This is a genomic window from Streptomyces sp. NPDC001668, from assembly GCF_042893155.1.
Taxonomy (GTDB): Bacteria; Actinomycetota; Actinomycetes; order Streptomycetales; family Streptomycetaceae; genus Streptomyces.
The window spans coordinates 60710-79690 of record NZ_JBIAUQ010000026.1 but is presented as its reverse complement, the minus strand read 5'-3'; the positions used below and the strand labels follow the sequence as shown (position 1 = coordinate 79690).

General features: G+C 72.0%; 14 protein-coding genes. 8 read left to right on the top strand and 6 right to left on the bottom strand.

The window, feature by feature from the left end; all coding sequences use genetic code 11:
* Positions 1-64 precede the first annotated feature (64 nt).
* The 6 genes from ACFYZ8_RS44200 (at position 65) to ACFYZ8_RS44175 (ending at position 7344) form a co-directional block, all read left to right on the top strand.
* Positions 65-2773 carry a DNA translocase FtsK gene (locus ACFYZ8_RS44200; protein ID WP_388542474.1) on the top strand — a complete coding sequence of 903 codons (2709 nt, stop codon included), beginning with the start codon at positions 65-67 and terminating at the stop codon, positions 2771-2773.
* Positions 2774-3018: 245 nt separating this feature from the next.
* Positions 3019-3852 (top strand): RodZ domain-containing protein, encoded by an 834-nt coding sequence (locus tag ACFYZ8_RS44195; RefSeq protein ID WP_359040197.1) that lies wholly within the window; start codon positions 3019-3021, stop codon positions 3850-3852.
* Positions 3853-3946: 94 nt separating this feature from the next.
* Entirely contained in the window at positions 3947-5440 is a 1494-nt protein-coding gene (rimO, locus tag ACFYZ8_RS44190) for a 30S ribosomal protein S12 methylthiotransferase RimO (RefSeq protein WP_359040195.1), read from the top strand.
* On the top strand, positions 5437-6312 hold the full coding sequence (gene pgsA, locus ACFYZ8_RS44185; protein ID WP_388542471.1) for a CDP-diacylglycerol--glycerol-3-phosphate 3-phosphatidyltransferase: 876 nt from the start codon (positions 5437-5439) through the stop codon (positions 6310-6312). Before rimO ends, pgsA begins: the two co-directional genes overlap by 4 nt.
* Positions 6309-6854, top strand: a complete 546-nt coding sequence (locus ACFYZ8_RS44180) for a CinA family protein (RefSeq protein ID WP_359040191.1) — start codon at positions 6309-6311, stop codon at positions 6852-6854. The genes pgsA and ACFYZ8_RS44180 overlap by 4 nt, the downstream gene beginning before the upstream one ends.
* Before the next feature lie 109 nt (positions 6855-6963).
* Positions 6964-7344 carry a helix-turn-helix transcriptional regulator gene (locus tag ACFYZ8_RS44175; protein WP_352382446.1) on the top strand — a complete coding sequence of 127 codons (381 nt, stop codon included), beginning with the start codon at positions 6964-6966 and terminating at the stop codon, positions 7342-7344.
* Positions 7345-7868: 524 nt separating this feature from the next.
* Here ACFYZ8_RS44175 and ACFYZ8_RS44170 read toward each other — a convergent pair.
* The 4 genes from ACFYZ8_RS44170 to ACFYZ8_RS44155 all read right to left on the bottom strand — a co-directional run bounded on the left by ACFYZ8_RS44170 (position 7869) and on the right by ACFYZ8_RS44155 (position 16016).
* Positions 7869-8633, bottom strand: coding sequence for an SDR family NAD(P)-dependent oxidoreductase (locus ACFYZ8_RS44170; protein ID WP_388542469.1), 765 nt, complete (start codon positions 8631-8633; stop codon positions 7869-7871).
* Positions 8634-8665: 32 nt separating this feature from the next.
* Positions 8666-9526 (bottom strand): Fpg/Nei family DNA glycosylase, encoded by an 861-nt coding sequence (locus ACFYZ8_RS44165; protein WP_388542467.1) that lies wholly within the window; start codon positions 9524-9526, stop codon positions 8666-8668.
* 230 nt (positions 9527-9756) lie between these two features.
* Complete coding sequence (locus ACFYZ8_RS44160; protein WP_388542466.1) at positions 9757-14679, bottom strand: ATP-dependent helicase; 4923 nt, start codon at positions 14677-14679, stop codon at positions 9757-9759.
* Positions 14680-15080: 401 nt separating this feature from the next.
* The gene (locus ACFYZ8_RS44155) at positions 15081-16016 is read right to left on the bottom strand and encodes a hypothetical protein (protein WP_388542464.1); all 936 of its coding nucleotides are present in this window, start codon (positions 16014-16016) and stop codon (positions 15081-15083) included.
* Positions 16017-16096: 80 nt separating this feature from the next.
* Between ACFYZ8_RS44155 and ACFYZ8_RS44150 the strand changes: the two genes are divergently transcribed.
* Both ACFYZ8_RS44150 and ACFYZ8_RS44145 read left to right on the top strand, forming a co-directional pair.
* Positions 16097-16291, top strand: coding sequence for a DUF3046 domain-containing protein (locus tag ACFYZ8_RS44150; protein ID WP_355734159.1), 195 nt, complete (start codon positions 16097-16099; stop codon positions 16289-16291).
* Positions 16292-16416: 125 nt separating this feature from the next.
* Positions 16417-17679, top strand: a complete 1263-nt coding sequence (locus tag ACFYZ8_RS44145) for an AI-2E family transporter (protein ID WP_359040447.1) — start codon at positions 16417-16419, stop codon at positions 17677-17679.
* 10 nt (positions 17680-17689) lie between these two features.
* Here the strand turns inward: ACFYZ8_RS44145 and ACFYZ8_RS44140 are convergent, their stop codons facing one another.
* Positions 17690-18490, bottom strand: a complete 801-nt coding sequence (locus ACFYZ8_RS44140) for a hypothetical protein (RefSeq protein WP_388542462.1) — start codon at positions 18488-18490, stop codon at positions 17690-17692.
* Positions 18475-18828, bottom strand: a complete 354-nt coding sequence (locus ACFYZ8_RS44135) for a hypothetical protein (protein WP_388542460.1) — start codon at positions 18826-18828, stop codon at positions 18475-18477. Before ACFYZ8_RS44135 ends, ACFYZ8_RS44140 begins: the two co-directional genes overlap by 16 nt.
* Positions 18829-18981 lie beyond the last annotated feature (153 nt).

Here is an 18981-nt window from a genome sequence, read left to right as displayed (position 1 = left end):
ACACGAACGGGTGAAGCAGTGGCCACGCGTGTCCACGGTCGTCTCCACCGGTAACCTCACACCTATGGCCTCACGTCCCTCCGCAGCCAAGAAGCAGCCCGCCAAGAAGGCTGCCGCTCCCGCGAAGGGGCCGGCGAGGAAGGCCGCTGCGAAGAAGGCCCCGGCGAAAAGGGCGCCCGCGAAGAAGGCGGCCCCGCCGAGGCCGGCGCCCAGCCCGACCGGAGGTGTCTACCGCCTCGTCCGCGCCGTATGGCTCGGCGTCGCCCATGCCGTGGGCGCGGTGTTCCGCGGGATAGGGCAGGGCGCGAAGAACCTCGACCCCGCGCACCGGAAGGACGGCGTGGCACTTCTGCTGCTCGGCCTCGGCCTGATCGTCGCCGCCGGCACCTGGTCGAACCTGCGCGGCCCTGTCGGGGACCTCGTCGAGATCATCGTGACCGGCGCCTTCGGCCGGCTCGACCTGCTCGTGCCGATACTGCTCGCGGTCATCGCCGTACGGTTCATCCGGCACCCCGAGAAGCCCGAGGCCAACGGCCGGATCGTGATCGGCCTGTCGGCGCTCGTCATCGGCGTGCTCGGCCAGGTCCACATCGCCTGCGGCTCGCCCGCCCGCAGCGACGGCATGCAGGCGATAAGGGACGCCGGCGGCCTCATCGGCTGGGGAGCGGCGACCCCGCTGACGTACACCATGGGAGAGGTCCTCGCCGTACCGCTGCTCGTGCTGCTGACGGTCTTCGGGCTGCTCGTCGTCACGGCCACCCCGGTCAACGCCATTCCGCGGCGGCTGCGGGAGCTCGGTGTGCGGCTCGGGATCGTCCACGACCCGGCGGCCGACGAGTTCGGCGAGGACGACGAGCGCTACGACGAGCAGTGGCGCGAGGCGCTGCCCGCGCGGGGCCGCAGACGAGGTCCCGCGCCCGAGTCGTACGACCCCGAGGGAGCGGAGCAGGAGGCTCTCTCGCGGCGTCGTGGGCGCCCCCGGAGATCCGCCGTCCCGCAGCCCGCGATGGACCGGCAGATGGACGCGGTGGACATCGCCGCGGCCGCCGCCGCCGACCTGGACGGCGTCGTCATGCACGGCCTGCCGCCCTCCCCGGTGGTCGCCGACCTCACGCAGGGCGTCAGCGTGGGCGACCGGGTGGAGACGACACCCGTGCCCACCCCGGTCCCGGCCGCGCGGCCCAAGCAGGAGGCCCGGCCGAAGCAGGAGAAGCTCAAGGTCGAGGTCGCCGACCTCACCAAGCCGGTTCCGGAGGCTCCCAGCGAGCTGCCTCCGCGTGCGGAGCAGCTCCAGCTGTCCGGCGACATCACCTACTCGCTGCCCTCGCTCGACCTCCTGGAGCGCGGCGGTCCCGGCAAGGCGCGCAGCGCGGCCAACGACGCCGTCGTCGCCTCGCTCACCAACGTCTTCACCGAGTTCAAGGTCGACGCCGCCGTCACCGGCTTCACGCGCGGGCCGACGGTCACGCGCTACGAGGTCGAGCTCGGTCCCGCCGTGAAGGTCGAGCGGATCACGGCGCTCACCAAGAACATCGCCTACGCCGTCGCCAGCCCCGATGTGCGGATCATCAGCCCGATCCCCGGCAAGTCCGCGGTCGGCATCGAGATCCCCAACACCGACCGCGAGATGGTCAACGTCGGCGACGTACTGCGTCTGGCCGACGCCGCCGAGGACGACCACCCGATGCTCGTCGCGCTCGGCAAGGACGTCGAGGGCGGGTACGTCATGGCGAACATGGCGAAGATGCCCCACATCCTCGTGGCCGGCGCCACCGGCTCGGGCAAGTCGTCGTGCATCAACTGCCTGATCACGTCGATCATGTGCCGGGCGACCCCCGAGGACGTCCGTATGGTCCTCGTCGACCCCAAGCGCGTCGAGCTGACCGCGTACGAAGGCATTCCGCACCTGATCACGCCGATCATCACCAACCCGAAGCGGGCGGCCGAGGCGCTGCAGTGGGTCGTACGGGAGATGGATCTGCGCTACGACGACCTCGCGGCGTTCGGATACCGGCACATCGACGACTTCAACCAGGCCGTCCGGGACGGCAAGCTGAAGACGCCGGAGGGCAGCGAGCGGGAGCTGAAGACCTACCCCTATCTGCTGGTGATCGTCGACGAGCTGGCCGACCTGATGATGGTCGCGCCGCGGGACGTCGAGGACTCGATCGTGCGCATCACGCAGCTCGCCCGCGCGGCCGGCATCCACCTGGTGCTCGCCACACAGCGGCCGTCCGTCGACGTCGTCACCGGTCTGATCAAGGCGAACGTGCCCTCGAGGCTCGCGTTCGCCACCTCCTCGCTCGCCGACAGCCGCGTCATCCTGGACCAGCCGGGCGCTGAGAAGCTGATCGGCAAGGGCGACGGGCTGTACCTGCCGATGGGTCAGAACAAACCCACCCGTATGCAGGGCGCCTTTGTCACCGAGGACGAGATCGCCGCGATCGTCCAGCACTGCAAGGACCAGATGGCGCCGGTCTTCCGGGACGACGTCGTCGTGGGCACCAAGCAGAAGAAGGAGATCGACGAGGAGATCGGCGACGACCTCGACCTGCTGTGCCAGGCGGCCGAGCTGGTCGTCTCCACGCAGTTCGGGTCGACCTCCATGCTCCAGCGCAAGCTGCGGGTCGGGTTCGCGAAGGCGGGCCGGCTGATGGACCTGATGGAGTCCCGGGGCATCGTCGGACCCAGTGAAGGCTCCAAGGCTCGTGACGTTCTTGTGAAGGCTGACGAGCTGGACGGAGTGCTCGCGGTGATCCGCGGGGAGGCTTGAGGGAAGCCCGGAGTGGGTCACGGCCACCGATGTTCGATCGTGACTCACCCGTAAGGGATCATCGAGCAACCGTTTCCCTTCGGCGTACGTCAAGTTGAGGGAAGCGAAAAGCAGCTGCCCCACCATCGGCGTGTTCGGCCATTCCGATGGCGTACAAAGTCCCACCGCCCGGTTGCCCCACCCTTTCGCACCCCCCCTAGACTGAACCTCCAGCACAGGTGGCTAAACGCTCGAAAGGCGCCCCCGTGTCCATCGGCAACTCCCCTGAAGACGAGCGTCCGTTCGAAGACGACCGGCAGGAAGCCCACCTCTCCGTCGGCCACGCCCTGAAACAGGCGCGGATCGCGGCCGGGCTGACCGTCGACGACGTCAGCAACGCCACCAGGGTCCGCATCGCCATCGTGCATGCCATCGAGGCGGACGACTTCGCCCCCTGCGGTGGCGATGTCTATGCCCGGGGCCACATCCGGACCCTGGCCAAGGCCGTCCATCTGGATCCGGCCCCCCTCCTGGACCAGTACGCCGCCGATCACGGCGGCGGGCGTCCGGCCCCGACCCCGGCCGCCCCGCTGTTCGAGGCGGAGCGCATCCGTCCCGAGCGGCGCGGGCCCAATTGGACCGCGGCCATGGTCGCCGCGATCGTCGCGGTGGTCGGCTTCGTCGGGTTCACCGCCTTCAGGGGCGACGACGGCGGGGCGGCACAGGTCGCCGACGGCACCACGCCCGCCACCAGCAAGTCCCCGACGCCCAAGTCCGAGAAGACCACCAAGGACCCGAAGCCCACCCCGTCCGACAGCGCCATCGCGGCAGCCCCCCAGGACAAGGTGACCGTGCAGGTCAGCGCGGCCGACGGGAAGAGCTGGATCCTCGCCAAGGACCACAACGGCCGCAAGCTCTTCGACGGACTGCTACAGCAGGGCGACTCCAAGACCTTCCAGGACAGCGACAAGATCAACCTCGTCCTCGGTGACGCCGGGGCGATCCAGCTGTACGTGAACGGCAAGAAGATCGACGACGACTGGCAGCCCGGAGCCGTGGAGCGCCTGACGTACACCAAGGGCGACCCTCAGGTCGGATAGCCCTCTGTTCGGTTTCGCGCGGTGAAGGGGTTGGCCAGGACCGGGCCAACCCCTTCGACGTGGGGTGTCAGCGGGACGAAGTAGTCTTGAGCCCATGCCTGAACGCCGTACCGTCGCACTTGTCACTCTTGGCTGCGCCCGCAACGAGGTGGACTCGGAGGAGCTCGCAGGCCGTTTGGAGGCGGACGGCTGGGATCTCGTGGAGGACGCCGCCGAAGCGGACGTCGCCGTCGTCAACACCTGTGGCTTCGTCGAGGCCGCCAAGAAGGACTCCGTCGATGCCCTCCTGGAGGCCAACGACCTCAAGGGGCACGGCAGAACCCAGGCCGTCGTGGCGGTCGGCTGCATGGCCGAGCGGTACGGCAAGGACCTCGCCGAGGCCCTGCCGGAGGCGGACGGCGTGCTCGGCTTCGACGACTACGCCGACATCTCCGACCGGCTGCAGACCATCCTCAGCGGCGGCATCCACGCCGCCCACACCCCGCGCGACCGGCGCAAGCTGCTGCCGATCAGCCCCGCCGAGCGCCAGGGGTCGGCGGCGGGCGTCGCGCTGCCGGGCCACGGTCCGGCCGAGGAAGCCGTTCCCGCCCCCGCCGACCTTCCGGACGGGCTCGCCCCGGCCTCGGGCCCCCGTGCGCCCCTGCGCCGCCGTCTGGACGGCTCCCCGGTCGCCTCGGTGAAGCTCGCCTCCGGCTGCGACCGGCGCTGCTCCTTCTGCGCCATCCCGTCCTTCCGCGGCTCGTTCATCTCCCGCCGCCCCTCGGACGTCCTCAACGAGACGCGCTGGCTGGCCGAGCAGGGCGTCAAGGAGATCATGCTGGTCTCCGAGAACAACACGTCCTACGGCAAGGACCTCGGCGACATCCGGCTGCTGGAGTCCCTCCTGCCCGAGCTCGCCGAGGTGGACGGCCTCGAGCGTGTGCGCGTCAGCTACCTCCAGCCCGCCGAGATGCGGCCCGGCCTGATCGACGTGCTCACCTCCACGCCCAAGGTCGTGCCCTACTTCGACCTGTCCTTCCAGCACTCCGCCCCCGGCGTGCTGCGCGCGATGCGCCGCTTCGGCGACACCGACCGCTTCCTGGAGCTCCTCGACACCATCCGCGGCAAGGCCCCCGAGGCCGGCGTGCGCTCCAACTTCATCGTGGGCTTCCCCGGCGAGACCGAGGCCGACCTCGCGGAGCTGGAGCGGTTCCTGAACGGCGCCCGGCTGGACGCCATCGGCGTCTTCGGGTACTCCGACGAGGAGGGCACTGAAGCGGCGACGTACGACAACAAGCTGGACGAGGACGTCGTCGCCGAGCGGCTGGCGCGTGTCTCCCGGCTCGCCGAGGAGCTCGTCTCGCAGCGCGCCGAGGAGCGCGTCGGCGAGACCGTGCAGGTGCTGGTCGAGTCCGTGGACGAGGAGGGCGTGTACGGCCGCGGCGCGCACCAGGCGCCGGAGACCGACGGCCAGGTGCTGCTCACGAGCGGCGAAGGTCTGAGTGTCGGTCGTATGGTCGAGGCGAAGGTGGTCGGTACGGAAGGTGTCGACCTGGTGGCCGAGCCGCTCGACGGCTCGCTCGCGTGTAGTGAGGAGGCGGGCAGATGACCGGAGTTCCGGCGTCCGCCGCAGGTGGCCCCTCCGCCGCGAAGGGCGGACCGGCGGGCGGGGTCTCGGGCGCCGCGTCCGGCGCGGCACCGAGCGCTCCTTCGGACACGGTCTCCGGTACGGCTGCCGAAGCCCAGGTCAGTGCCGCTTCGGCTACGGCCGCCGAGGCGCGGGCGGGCGTCGTCCCCGGTGTGGGTGTCGTCTCCGGGGCGGCTGCGGACGACGGCGCCGACTCGGGCGCGCGGCCCCCGCGCGGAAAGAAGATCGCCGCCGCGGCGGTCGACCAGGCCAGCGTCTGGAACATCGCCAATCTGCTGACCATGCTCCGGCTGGTCCTGGTGCCCGGCTTCGTCGCCCTGATGCTGGCCGACGGCGGGTACGACCCCGCGTGGCGGTCGTTCGCCTGGGCGGCCTTCGCGATCGCCATGATCACCGACCTGTTCGACGGGCACCTGGCGCGCACCTACAACCTCGTCACCGACTTCGGGAAGATCGCCGACCCCATCGCCGACAAGGCGATCATGGGGGCGGCGCTGGTCTGTCTCTCGGCGCTCGGCGACCTGCCCTGGTGGGTGACGATCGTCATCCTCGGCAGGGAACTCGGGATCACCCTGCTGCGTTTCCTCGTCATCCGTTACGGCGTGATCCCGGCGAGCCGGGGTGGCAAGCTCAAGACCCTCAGTCAGGGCATCGCCGTAGGGATGTACATCCTGGCGCTGACGGGGTGGCTGGCCACCGCGCGGTTCTGGGTGATGGCTGTGGCGGTCGTGCTGACCGTCGCCACCGGGCTGGACTATGTGAGACAGGCCATTGTGCTGCGCAGGCAGGGAATCGCCGAGCGCAAGGCGGCGTTGGAGGAGACGGAAGCGTGAATTCCCCGGCCGCCCAAGTGGTGCGACTACTCACGGTGAAGGGTCAGACGCTCGCGGTCGCCGAGTCGCTCACGGGCGGATTGGTTGCGGCGGAAATCACAGCGGCTCCCGGCGCCTCCCAGGCGTTCCGGGGCTCGGTGACCGCCTACGCCACCGAACTGAAGCATGAGCTGCTGGGTGTCGACGCCACCCTGCTGGACCAGCGAGGTGCGGTGGATCCGCAGGTCGCGGCCCAGATGGCGGCCGGCGTGCGCAAGGCACTCGGCGCCGACTGGGGCATCGCGACCACCGGAGTCGCCGGCCCGGAACCCCAGGACGGCAAGCCCGTCGGGACGGTTTTCGTGGCGGTAGACGGGCCCTCCGCGGGCGCTTCCGAAGCAGCGGGTGGCGGGAAAGTGGCCGCGCTGCGGTTGAACGGCGACCGCGCGGAAATTCGTATGGAGAGTGTACGGAGCGTACTCGCACTCCTCCTGGAAGAGCTTGCGAGCGAACAGACCGGGAATGAGCGGGCACAGGATACGGAACGGAACGGGGGGTTTTGATGTTTGCAGCCCTGAGTGAACACGACATCGCTCCCCGCACGGCCGCGGCGCAAGGCGGTACGGTGGGGCGTGAAGGATGCGGCTACGCGGTCCGAGGAGGGAGCCACCGATGATTCTGCTCCGTCGCCTACTGGGTGACGTGCTGCGTCGGCAGCGCCAACGCCAGGGCCGTACTCTGCGCGAAGTCTCCTCGTCCGCCCGAGTCTCACTCGGCTATCTCTCCGAGGTTGAGCGGGGGCAGAAGGAGGCTTCCTCCGAGCTGCTCTCCGCGATCTGCGACGCGCTGGACGTACGGATGTCCGAACTCATGCGGGAAGTGAGCGACGAGCTCGCCCTCGCCGAGCTGGCCCAGTCTGCTGCGGCCACCCCCCGCGAACCCGTGCCGGCGCCCGTGCGCCCGATGCTGGGCTCCGTCTCGGTCAAGGGTGTGCCACCGGAACGGGTGACCATCAAGGCGCCCAGCGAAGCGGTGGATGTCGTAGCGGCGTGACGACCGCCCTCGGTGTGCCATGAGCTGATGGCACACCGCAAGGAAGTCTGCGAGGCCCCGGACGGGCTTCTCCAGCTGATCTGGAGAGGCGCCGGTCGGGGTTTTCGTGCATGTTGGAGCGACGGCCGCGTCGGTGCGTCCGTGTGCCCTTGGTGCGCCCTCCCCGCGAATGGGGCGGCCGTCTAGCGTCCGGGCTGGAGGTGGCTGCATGGCGGGGCCGACAGTACGCCGGGGGATGGCCCTCGGGCTCGGGGCGCTGTGGTGGTGGGCCGTGGCGCGGCTGGTGCTGGCGCCGGACGCCGGGGTGCTCGAAGGAGCGGTCGCGGCGGGCGGGTGGGGGCTGAGCCTGCTGCCGGTGCACTGTGTGCCCAAGGCGCGGGCCGCGGGTGCCGTAGCCACTGGGCGGTGGCGTCAGGCGTGGCGGGCGGGGAGTCCCACGGCGGCCGGGCGGGCCGCTGACGCGGGTGCGGCGGCGTCTGCCGGTGAGGCGAGGGCGGTGGCGTCCGCCGGTGAGGCGGGGGCTGCTACCACGGCATCGCGACCCCGCCGTTCGGGCGGAGGATCTGGCCCGTCGTGAAGGACGAGGCGTCGGAGGCCAGGTAGAGGACGGCGTGTGCGACCTCCTCCGCTTCGCCGACGCGCCTGAGCGGTGACATGCGGGACATGAGGGCCTCGGTGTGGGCCTGGGCGTCCTCGTCGTGACGGTCGGTCATGGGGGTGCGGATCCAGCCGGGTGCGACGGCGTTGACCCGGATGCCGTATCCGCCGACCTCGGTGGCGAGGGTCTTCGTGAGCTGGACCACGGCTGCCTTGGCCGCGCCGTAGCAGAGCAGGCCGGGGCCGCCCGTGTCCACGGCGCCGGAGGCCATCGTGACGATGCTGCCCCGGGTCCCTCGGTCGAGCATCAGGCGGACCGCCTCCTGGCAGGCGTGGAGCACACCTTTGAAGTTGACGTCCAGGACGCGGTCGAGGTCCTCGTCCCGTGTCTCCAGGACCGGGCTGCTGTGCATGATCCCGGCGATCGCGGCCAGCACGTCCAGGCGCTCGCAGGAGGTGATGGCCCGGCGGAGCCGCTCGCGGTCGGTGACGTCGAGGGGGTGGGTGTGCGCGGTGCCGCCGGCGTCCCGGATGCGGGTGGCCGTCTCGTGCAGGCCCTTCTCGTCGCGGTCCGCGCAGTGCACGGTGGCGCCGGCTTCGGCGAGCAGGACGGCGGTCGCGCGGCCGATGCCGCCGGCGGCGCCGGTGACGAACGCGGTGCGTCCGGTGAGGTCGTACGCGCTGACGGCCATGGAGCGACGGTACGAGCGTTTCTGACGGGTCGTCAATTGGTCGTACGGCGTGAGGTTCCGGGGTGTGCCCTGCCCGGTGCCCTGCGGGACGGGCTCGGGGTGGGGCCGGTCTGGCAGTGGGGGCACCAGTAGGTGGGGCGTTCCCGGGAGCCGTCGCCCTGGTCGGCGACGCGGACGGAGGTGTGGCAGCGGAGGCAGGGGCGGGGGGCGCGGCCGTAGACGAACAGGTCCTGGCCGCGGCGGCCGGTGCCGGTCGTGGCGCGGACCGGGCGGTCGCGGTTGGCCTCCAGGAGCTTCTTGGCGAGCGCGGGGAGCTGAGCGGCGCGGTCCGCGGGGAGGGCGCCTACGGGTAGCCAGGGGGTGACGCCGAGCAGGAAGCAGAGTTCGCTCTTGTAGACGTTGCCGATGCCGGCGAGATTGCGCTGGTCGAGGAGGGCCTCGCCGAGGGGGCGGGCGGGGTCCCGGAGGAGGTTGGCGAGGGCGCGGTCGGGGTTCCAGTCCGGGCCGAGGAGGTCCGGGCCCAGGTGGCCGACGGCCTGGTGCTCGTCCGCGGTGCGGAGCAGTTCGAGGACGGGGAGGCGGTAGCCGACGGCTGTGCGGTCGGTGGTGGCCAGGATCGCGCGGATCTGGTGGGTGGGGCCGCCTGTCCAGCGCTGGTTCTGCTCGTACACCTTCCAGGAGCCGTCCATGCGGAGGTGGGAGTGGAGGGTCAGGCCGCCTTCGATGCGGGTGAGGAGGTGTTTGCCGCGAGGGGTGACGTCCAGGACCCTGCGGCCCGTGAGGTCGGCTGTGGCGTATTTCGGGACCCTTAGGTCGCTGCGGGTCAGCACCTTGTCCGCGAGGGCGCTGTGCAGGCGTTTCGCGGCTTGCCAGACGGTGTCTCCTTCGGGCATGGGTCAAGGGTGGCATGGGGGAGGGTGTGGGGCGGGGTGCGTGTGGGGCGTTCTCGGCCTCGGCTTCGCCTTCGGCCTTTGTGTTCCCACCCGCACCACCCGTGCAGCTTTCGTTGTCGGGTGCGGGTGGCCCCAGTGGGGCGGGCTCGCCGTCGGCGGCTGCGGGGGTATGGGTGGGGCGGCTGCAAGGCTTCGGGTGGGCTGCGGGGCTGGAGGTGACGGGTGGGGGCTCATGCGCGCAGGCGCAGGCCCCGGGGGGTGGCGATGAAGCCCGCTGATTCCAGGAGGGTGCCCAAGGGGGAGGTCAGGGCTGAGGTGCCGTTGACGCGTTCCACCGTGACCGTGCCCAGCGAACCGGCCTTCGCGGCTGCGGCGAGGGCCTCGGACGCCGTGCGCAGGCGGGGGTCGTCGGTGGGGGTGGTGTCGGGGGCGGAGGGCCAGGCCAGGAGGGTCTTGCCGCCCCGCTCCATGTAGAGCGTGAGCTCGCCGTCCACGAGGACGACGAGGGAACCCGCCTTGCGGCCCGGCTTGTGGCCTGCCTCGGTCGGGGGGTCCGGCCAGGGCAGGGCGGCGCCGTAGGCGTTGGCGGGGTCGGCCGCGGCGAGGACCACGGCTCGGGAGGGTTCGGAGGCGTTGGGCCTGCGGCTGCCGAAGCCGGAACCGTAGGCGGGGGTGCCTTGCCAGTGCTGGGGGGCGGGCTGGGGCGGGTAGTCGCGCGGTGAGACGTACTCGTCCCGGGAAGCGGGGGACACCGGGCCGGATTCGGGGCGGCCGTCGGCGGTGTCGAAGGCGCGGGTCCAGTCCCAGTCCTCGGTCGCGGAGCCGGCCGCCTGCGCGGGGCTGTGGGGGGCGTCCGGTGGCCAGGCCGGATCCCAGGGGTCGGGAGCGGCGCTCTCCGGGACCGGCTCGCCGCGGTCGCGGGCGTTGGACACCGCACGGAGGCGGTCCACCGCGCCGTCCATGGCGAACTGGGCGGCGCCGAGGCCCTCCACGACGTAGCCGCGGCGGGCCTGGCCGCTGTCCTCGAAGGCGGAGAGGATGCGGTACGTCGCCGAGAAGCCGCCCTCCACGCCCTCCGCCGAGACGGCCCCCCGGGTGACCACTCCGTGGCGGTCGAGGAGGGTCCGGGCCAGGGCGTGGGCGCGCACGGTCGGGTCGGCTTCGCGCTGGGGGAGCAGGGACCACCGGCCGGCGACCGTGGGCGGGCCGGTGCGGGAGGCGGGGCGGGCGGCCGCGGTGAGGGAGCCGTAGCGGCCGCGGGGGATCGTGCGCTTGGCGCGGTGGGCGGTGGACCCCGCGGTGCGGCCGGAGCCCAGCAGGGAGCGCAGGGGGGTGAGGGTGTCGTTGGTGAGCCGCCCGGACCAGGCGAGGTCCCATACGGCGTCGGCGAGTTGGGGGTCGGTGGCGTCGGGGTGGGTGGTGGCGCGGACCTGGTCCGCGATCTGCCGGAAGAACAGGCCGTAGCCGCCGGTCAGGGCGTCCAGGACGGACTGGTGAAGGGCCGTCAGCTCCAGGGGGTGGGGCGGTGGCAGGAGCAGTGGGGCCGCGTCCGCCAGGTACAGGGAGATCCAGCCGTCCTTGCCGGGGAGCGCGCCCGCTCCGGCCCACACGATCTCTCCGGCGGCGGTGAGTTCGTCGAGCATGGCCGGGGTGTAGTGCGTGACGCGGGACGGCAGGACGAGCTTCTCCAGGGCGGAGGCGGGCACCGAGGCGCCCTGCAACTGCTCCACGGCACGCACCAGTCCGTCGATGCCGCGCAGGGAGTGGCCCTTGCCGATGTGCTGCCACTGCGGCAGGAACTGGGCGAGGGCCGGGGGCGGCACCGGCTCGAGCTCGTGGCGCAGGGCCGCCAGGGAGCGGCGGCGAAGACGGCGGAGCACGGTCGCGTCGCACCACTCCTGGCCGATGCCCGCCGGGTGGAACTCGCCCTGTACGACCCGCCCGCTCGCGGCCAGGCGCTGCAACGCACCCTCGGTGACCGCCGTGCCCAGCCCGAAGCGGGCGGCGACCGTCGCCGAGGTGAAGGGTCCGTGGGTGCGGGCGTAGCGCGCGAGGAGGTCACCGAGAGGGTCCTTGACCGGTTCGGTGAAGGCCTCCGGGACGCCGACCGGCAGCGCGGTGCCGAGGGCGTCACGCAGACGGCCCGCGTCCTCGATCGCCGCCCAGTGGTCGGCGCCGCCGACCCGGACCTTGATCGCGCGGCGGGCTCCGGCGAGGTCTCGCGCCCACTGCGGCTCGGCGCCCCGCTCGGCCAGCTCGGCGTCCGTGAGCGGGCCGAGGACGCGGAGGAGGTCCGCGACGCCCTCGGCGTCCTTGACCCGGCGGTCCTCGGTGAGCCACTGGAGCTCGCGCTCCAGCTCGGTCAGGACCTCGGCGTCGAGCAGCTCGCGCAGCTCCGCCTGGCCCAGCAGCTCGGCCAGCAGGCGCGAGTCCAGCGAGAGGGCCGCCGCCCGGCGCTCGGCGAGGGGCGAGTCGCCCTCGTACAGGAACTGGGCGACGTAGCCGAAGAGGAGGGAACGGGCGAACGGGGAGGGCTCGGGGGTGGTGACCTCGACCAGGCGGACCCTGCGGGACTCCAGGTCGCCCATCAGCTCGACGAGACCGGGGACGTCGAAGACGTCCTGGAGGCACTCGCGGACCGCCTCCAGGACGATCGGGAACGAACCGAACTCGCTCGCCACCTGGAGCAGTTGGGAGGCACGCTGGCGCTGCTGCCACAAGGGGGTGCGCTTGCCGGGGTTGCGACGCGGCAGCAGGAGCGCGCGGGCGGCGCATTCGCGGAAGCGGGAGGCGAACAGGGCCGAGCCGCCGACCTGGTCGGTGACGATCTGGTCGACCTCGCCCTTGTCGAAGACGACGTCCGCGGCGCCCACGGGGGCCTGTTCGGCGTCGTACTCCGTGCCGGTACCGGCTGGGTCCCGGTCGAGGAGGTCCAGGCTCATCAGGTCGGCGTCGGGCAGCCGCAGGACGATGCCGTCGTCGGCGTGCATGACCTGGGCGTCCATGCCGTAGCGCTCGGAGAGCTTGGCGCCGAGGGCGAGGGCCCAGGGGGCGTGGACCTGGGCGCCGAAGGGGGAGTGGACGACGACCCGCCAGTCGCCCAGTTCGTCCCGGAAGCGCTCCACGACGATCGTGCGGTCGTCCGGGACATGGCCGCAGGCCTCGCGCTGTTCGTCCAGGTAGGACAGGACGTTGTCCGCCGCCCACGCGTCCAGGCCCGCGGCGAGCAGGCGCAGACGGGCGTCCTCCTTGGACAGGGAGCCGACCTCGCGGAGGAACGCGCCCACCGCGCGGCCCAGTTCGAGGGGGCGGCCCAGCTGGTCGCCCTTCCAGAAGGGGAGCCTGCCGGGGACGCCGGGCGCGGGGGAGACCAGGACGCGGTCGCGGGTGATGTCCTCGATGCGCCAGGAGCTGGTGCCGAGCGTGAAGACGTCCCCGACACGCGACTCGTAGACCATCTCCTCGTCGAGCTCGCCGACCCTTCCGCCGCCCTTCTTGGGGTCGGAGCCGGCGAGGAAGACGCCGAAGAGGCCGCGGTCGGGAATGGTGCCGCCGGAGGTGACGGCAAGGCGCTGGGCGCCGGGGCGGCCGGTGATCGTGCCGGCGATGCGGTCCCAGACCACGCGCGGGCGCAGCTCGGCGAAGGCGTCGGAGGGGTAGCGCCCGGCGAGCATGTCGAGGACCGCGGTGAAGGCGGACTCCGGGAGGGAGGCGAAGGGGGCCGCCCTCCGCACCAGGGCGAGGAGGTCGTCGAGCTGCCAGGTGTCCATCGCGGTCATCGCGACGAGCTGCTGGGCGAGGACGTCCAGGGGGTTCGCGGGGACCTTGAGGGACTCGATGGAACCCGTCCGCATGCGTTCCGTGACGACCGCCGCCTGGACCAGGTCGCCGCGGTACTTCGGGAAGACCACACCGGTGGAGACCGCGCCGACCTGGTGGCCCGCGCGGCCGACGCGTTGCAGGCCGGAGGCCACGGAGGGGGGCGACTCGACCTGGATGACGAGGTCCACCGCGCCCATGTCGATGCCGAGTTCGAGGCTGGAGGTGGCCACGACGGCGGGGAGGCGGCCCGCCTTGAGGTCCTCCTCGACCAGGGCGCGCTGTTCCTTGGAGACCGAGCCGTGGTGGGCCCGGGCGATGACCTGGGGTGCGCCCTGGGCGGCCCCGGAGCCGCCCATGAGTTCGGCCGGGGCGTGGTGTTCGTCCAGGGGCTCGCCGGTGGCCCGTTCGTACGCGATCTCGTTGAGGCGGTTGCAGAGGCGTTCCGCGAGGCGGCGGGAGTTCGCGAAGACGATCGTGGAGCGGTGGGACTGGACGAGGTCGGCGATCCGCTCCTCCACATGGGGCCAGATGGAGGGGCGTTCCGCGCCTTCGTTGCCCTCGGCGACCGGGGAGCCGCCGAGCTCACCGAGGTCCTCCACCGGGACCACGACCGAGAGGTCGAACTCCTTGCCGGACTTCGGCTGGACGATCTCCACCTTGCGCTGGGGGGAGAGGTAGCGGGCGATCTCGTCCACGGGGCGGACCGTGGCGGAGAGGCCGATGCGGCGGGCCGGCTTCGGCAGGAGCTCGTCCAGGCGCTCCAGGGACAGCGCCAGGTGGGCGCCGCGCTTGGTGCCGGCCACGGCGTGGACCTCGTCGAGGATCACGGTCTCGATGCCGGTGAGCGCGTCCCGGGTCGCCGACGTCAGCATCAGGAACAGGGATTCCGGGGTGGTGATCAGGATGTCCGGGGGGCGGGTGGACAGGGCTCGGCGCTCGGCCGCGGGGGTGTCGCCGGAGCGGATGCCCACCTTGACCTCGGGCTCGGGGAGGCCGAGGCGGACGGATTCCTGGCGGATGCCGGTGAGGGGGCTGCGGAGGTTGCGCTCCACGTCGACGGCGAGGGCCTTGAGGGGGGAGACGTACAGCACCCGGCAGCGCTTCCTGGGGTCCGCGGGCGGGGGTGTGGAGGCCAGCTGGTCCAGGGCGGCTAGGAAGGCGGCCAGGGTCTTTCCGGAACCGGTGGGGGCGACGACGAGTACGTCGGAGCCCTCCGCGATGGCCTGCCATGCTCCGGCCTGGGCGGTGGTGGGCGCGTCGAACGCACCCGTGAACCAGCCGCGGGTGGCGGGGGAGAAGCCGTTCAGGGCTCGGTGTGCTGGGCTGACCATGTGTCCATCGTGCACCCCCGCACTGACAATGCCCTTGCCTCCGGTGGTTGGGCGGGTGGGGTTGTGTGGTTGGGTGCGGGTTGGTGGGGGCGGGCGTTGTGCGCAGTTCGGGTGCGGCTTGGTGGGGGCGGCGTTGTGCGCAGTTCCCCGCGCCCCTGATGCCTGCGGCGGCCCGTTCCGCCCCGGTGGGGGCGTGTGTAGCGCGTTCTGTTCGGTGGGTGGGTCGGGGCCGGGGGGGGGGGGGGGGGGGGGGGGGGGGGGGGGGGGGGGGGGGGGTGTCCGTCCTCGGTCCGGCGGCTCGGTCACTCCAAAAGGGCTCGGTAACGGACGCCGGCCGCTGCGGGCGGACACCCCCCACCCCGTCCCCTTCCCGCCGTACGCGGCTGCACCTGTCTGGTGGCTCAGCCCACCTCGCGGCCGTATGCGCGCAGGGTCTGCAGGGCCTCGATGGTCGCCATGGGGCGGGTCTCCAGGGCGGTGGTGGGGGACCACTGGCGGCGGTGGGACGGCCAGCCGCCGTCCTCCTGTTGTTCCGCCGCGAGGAAGTCCAGGGAACGGGACATCTCGGCGTCCGTGAACCAGGCGCGGGCGAGGGAGTTCGGCGTCTTGGCGTAGTCGTGCGGGAAGTGGTGCAGGCCCGGGGCGCGGTCGGGGGAGGCGCCCAGGTGCGAGGGGTCCAGGGCGGCCAGGCGTTGTTCGCGCACCAGGCGGCCGAGGCGGTCGGCGGACGCCTCCGCGCGTGAGTGGTCGGGGGCGGAGTCCAGGAAGGTCAGAGCGGCCTGGATCTCGTGCGGGTGGGACACCTGGAGGGACTCCACCGCCTGCCAGCAGAAGTCCGTGGCGCGGAACAGCCAGGCGTGCCACACCTCGTTGCGGTGCAGGAGACCGACCACGGGACCGGTGCTGAGCAGTTCGCTCGGTGGGGCGTCCACGACCGGGAGGCAGGGGGCGGTCGGATAGCCGCGCTGGGCGGGGGTGACCGCGGGGAGGGCGCCGTCCGGGGTGGACACGGAGGTGAGGTAGCGGCACACGTGTTCCACGCGCTGTCCGCCGCAGCGGCCCACCGCGTCCAGGACTCGCAGGGCGTGAGCGATGTGCAGGGGCTGGCTGACCGGGCCGCGCAGATCGGGTTCCAGGGCGTGGCCGTAGCCGCCGTCCGCGTTGCGGTAGGCGTCCAGGGCCGTTTCCACCGGGTCGGGGCCGCCGTTCAGGAAGTGGTACGCGAACAGACGCTGTTCCAGCACACGCGCGGTGAGCCAGACGAAGTGCTCGGCGCGGAAGAGCGGGGAGTGCGCCGGTGGTGTCTGGGGGAGTGGGGAAGCTCCTGTTTCGGGCATGCGTCAGACCGTAGGGCGGAAAGCGGTCTCGGCGAGCGGTCCCGGCCGAGGCCCACCCCCAGGGGCGGGATACTGGAGGCATGCGGTTGACGGTCTTCTGGCAGCGGATGGCGGAACACTTCGGTCCGGGGTACGCCGACACCTTCGCGCGCGATCATGTGATGACGGAGCTCGGTGGACGCACGGTGCACGAGGCGCTGGACGCCGGCTGGGACGCCAAGGACGTGTGGCGCGTGGTCTGCACCGTGATGAACGTTCCGGGCGAGCGGCACTGAGACGGCGTGGACGTTCCGGGGAGAAGTGCCGAGCGGGCGTGAACATCTCACGAAAGAGGCACTGACCGGTCACGAAGATCGCAGGACGGGAGCCGATTGTCAGTCACGTGGGCGAGACTTGCACCGTGGCACCCACTGACGAGTCCGGGCAGGCAGCCCAGCAGGCATCTCCGTTCGGCACGACGCCGCCCACCCGGCCCCCGGCCGACGGCGCCGGGCCCAACGTCCGCATGCCGCGCTGGCTGCCGCGCGCCATGGTGCTCGCGCTCGCCCTCATCGCCGTGTTCCAGCTCGGCAGCTGGGCCTTCCACCAGCTGATCGGCCTGCTGACCAACATCCTCATCGCGTTCTTCCTGGCCCTGGCCATCGAGCCCGCGGTGAGCAAGATGGCCGCGCGGGGCATGCGCAGGGGGCTCGCCACCTTCCTCGTCTTCTTCGGGATCCTGATCGTGACCGCCGGCTTCGTCACGCTGCTCGGTTCGATGCTCGCGGGCCAGATCATCAAGATCGTCGAGGACTTCCCCGACTATCTCGACTCCGTCATCGCCTGGATCAACGGGCACTTCCACACCGAGCTGAAGCGGGTGGACGTCCAGGAGGGGCTGCTGCGCTCCGACTGGCTGCGCAACTACGTGCAGAACAGCGCCACCGGCGTCCTGGACGTCTCGGCACAGGTCCTCGGCGGGCTCTTCCAGCTGCTGACGATCGGTCTGTTCTCGTTCTACTTCGCCGCTGACGGCCCGCGGCTGCGCCGCGCGATCTGCTCCGTGCTGCCGCCCGCCCGCCAGGCCGAGGTGCTGCGCGCGTGGGAGATCGCCGTGGACAAGACCGGCGGCTACATCTACTCGCGCGGTCTGATGGCCCTCGTCTCCGGGGTCGCGCACTTCGTCCTGCTCCAGGTCCTGGACGTGCCGTACGCGCCCGTGCTCGCCGTGTGGGTCGGCCTGGTCTCGCAGTTCATCCCCACCATCGGCACCTATCTCGCGGGCGCCCTGCCCATGCTGATCGCCTTCACGGTCGACCCCTGGTACGCGCTGTGGGTGCTGGTCTTCGTGGTGATCTACCAGCAGTTCGAGAACTACGTGCTCCAGCCCAAACTGACCTCGAAGACCGTCGACATCCACCCCGCGGTCGCCTTCGGGTCGGTCATCGCGGGCACCGCCCTCCTCGGCGCGGTCGGTGCCCTGGTCGCCATCCCGGCGGTCGCCACGCTCCAGGCGTTCCTGGGGGCGTATGTGAAGCGGTACGACGTCACCGACGACCCTCGTGTCCACGGGCACCGGAAGCGGGGCGAGGGGCCCTCGCCGGTCACGCGTGTGCGTGCGCTGTGGGAGCGGCGGCGGCCGGAGACGCGGGACCACACCACCGACGGTGACGGCTCGTCCTGAGGGAGCGGGTTCAGTAGGAGAGGGCGGCCCACACCGCGGCGCCGATGACGGCCGTGACGTAGGAGCCGATCGCCGCGTACAGGATCCGTCGCCGCAGTCGCTCGCTCCAGGACGTGCGGGACAGCAGCCAGGCCAGTGCGGGCAGGACCAGGACCGCGTGCAGGCTCACGCCGTGCAGCGGCTTGAGCGGGGCGGTCGAGTGGTAGGCCGCCTCCTGGTGACCGGTGCGGGTGAGGACGACACCGCGCGCGATCATCGCGGCGCCGGAGGCGAGCGCGACGAGCAGGATCGCGAACCCCGACCGCACCGCGAGGTCCATCCCCGCCGGACCCGAGGGCCGGTGACGGAAGGAGGCGACCGCGAACACCGTCAGGAGCACCACCAGGACGCCGCCGCCCACCGCGAGGGTCATGGAGACCGCCGTGTCGAAGGGTGTCTCCATGTCGAGGTGCGAGGGCACCCCGCGCCACGCCTGGAGGGTGATGCCGCCGACCTCCACCCCACAGTCCGCCGCGAACACCGCGAGCAGCAGGGCGCGGGGGCGCGGGGCGACGCGCAGATACGACGTGACCCAGGTGACCGCGATCAGGGTCACCCCGAAGGACACCCCGAACGTCACCGGCTTGCGCCAGGAGACCGGCCCGTCCCAGGGGCCGCCGTCCACGGCGAACACCACCAGGTGCGCGAGCCCGGAGAGGACCAGGAGGAGCCCGGTGGCGTGGCAGAAACGCTCCACGCGGCGTGCGCCGATGGTCCGTCGTGCCGACGTCCGGGTCGGCGCCGTCGGCGCATTCGTCAGGACCGGGTCCATCGGGGCCGCGCTCCCTTCCGGGCCAGGCAGGCCGCGGCTCCGGCGATCACCAGGGCGGCGAGGGCGAGGAGTTCGGCGACCGTCGAGGCGATGAGCGCGGTCTCCCCCGAGGAGAGTTGGTCACCGGTGTCCGGGGTCAGGATCGCGCCCACCCCGATGAACAGGCCGACCCCGAGGGCGAGTCCGGTCGTCCAGCCGTTCGTCCGCCAGGCCAGGAGGGCCGCCGCCACGAGTGGGATGACGAGGCCGGGCGGCACGGTGGGACAGTCCGCGCCGGCGGCGATCTGGCCGGCGATGGACGCGGCGAGCAGGAGCAGTGCGGACAGGGTCGCGATCACGGTGGGGTGATGTGCCGTTCCACGGTCGCGCCGAGGGGTGGTCCGGGTCGTTTCTCGGGTGCTCGTCGGAGTGTCCATGGCACAAGACTCGCGAGAACGGCCCGTCCGGTCGTCGTACCGTCGAAGGCGTCCGAAGTACGCCGCGGGAAGTAG

Coding starts and splice junctions, on each gene's coding strand:
- ACFYZ8_RS44200 (WP_388542474.1), top strand. CDS start 65: ATGGCCTCACGTCCCTCCGCAGCCAAGAAGCAGCCCGCCAAGAAGGCT.
- rimO (WP_359040195.1), top strand. CDS start 3,947: ATGCCTGAACGCCGTACCGTCGCACTTGTCACTCTTGGCTGCGCCCGC.
- pgsA (WP_388542471.1), top strand. CDS start 5,437: ATGACCGGAGTTCCGGCGTCCGCCGCAGGTGGCCCCTCCGCCGCGAAG.
- ACFYZ8_RS44175 (WP_352382446.1), top strand. CDS start 6,964: ATGATTCTGCTCCGTCGCCTACTGGGTGACGTGCTGCGTCGGCAGCGC.
- ACFYZ8_RS44170 (WP_388542469.1), bottom strand. CDS start 8,633: ATGGCCGTCAGCGCGTACGACCTCACCGGACGCACCGCGTTCGTCACC.
- ACFYZ8_RS44165 (WP_388542467.1), bottom strand. CDS start 9,526: ATGCCCGAAGGAGACACCGTCTGGCAAGCCGCGAAACGCCTGCACAGC.
- ACFYZ8_RS44160 (WP_388542466.1), bottom strand. CDS start 14,679: ATGGTCAGCCCAGCACACCGAGCCCTGAACGGCTTCTCCCCCGCCACC.
- ACFYZ8_RS44155 (WP_388542464.1), bottom strand. CDS start 16,016: ATGCCCGAAACAGGAGCTTCCCCACTCCCCCAGACACCACCGGCGCAC.
- ACFYZ8_RS44150 (WP_355734159.1), top strand. CDS start 16,097: ATGCGGTTGACGGTCTTCTGGCAGCGGATGGCGGAACACTTCGGTCCG.
- ACFYZ8_RS44140 (WP_388542462.1), bottom strand. CDS start 18,490: ATGGACCCGGTCCTGACGAATGCGCCGACGGCGCCGACCCGGACGTCG.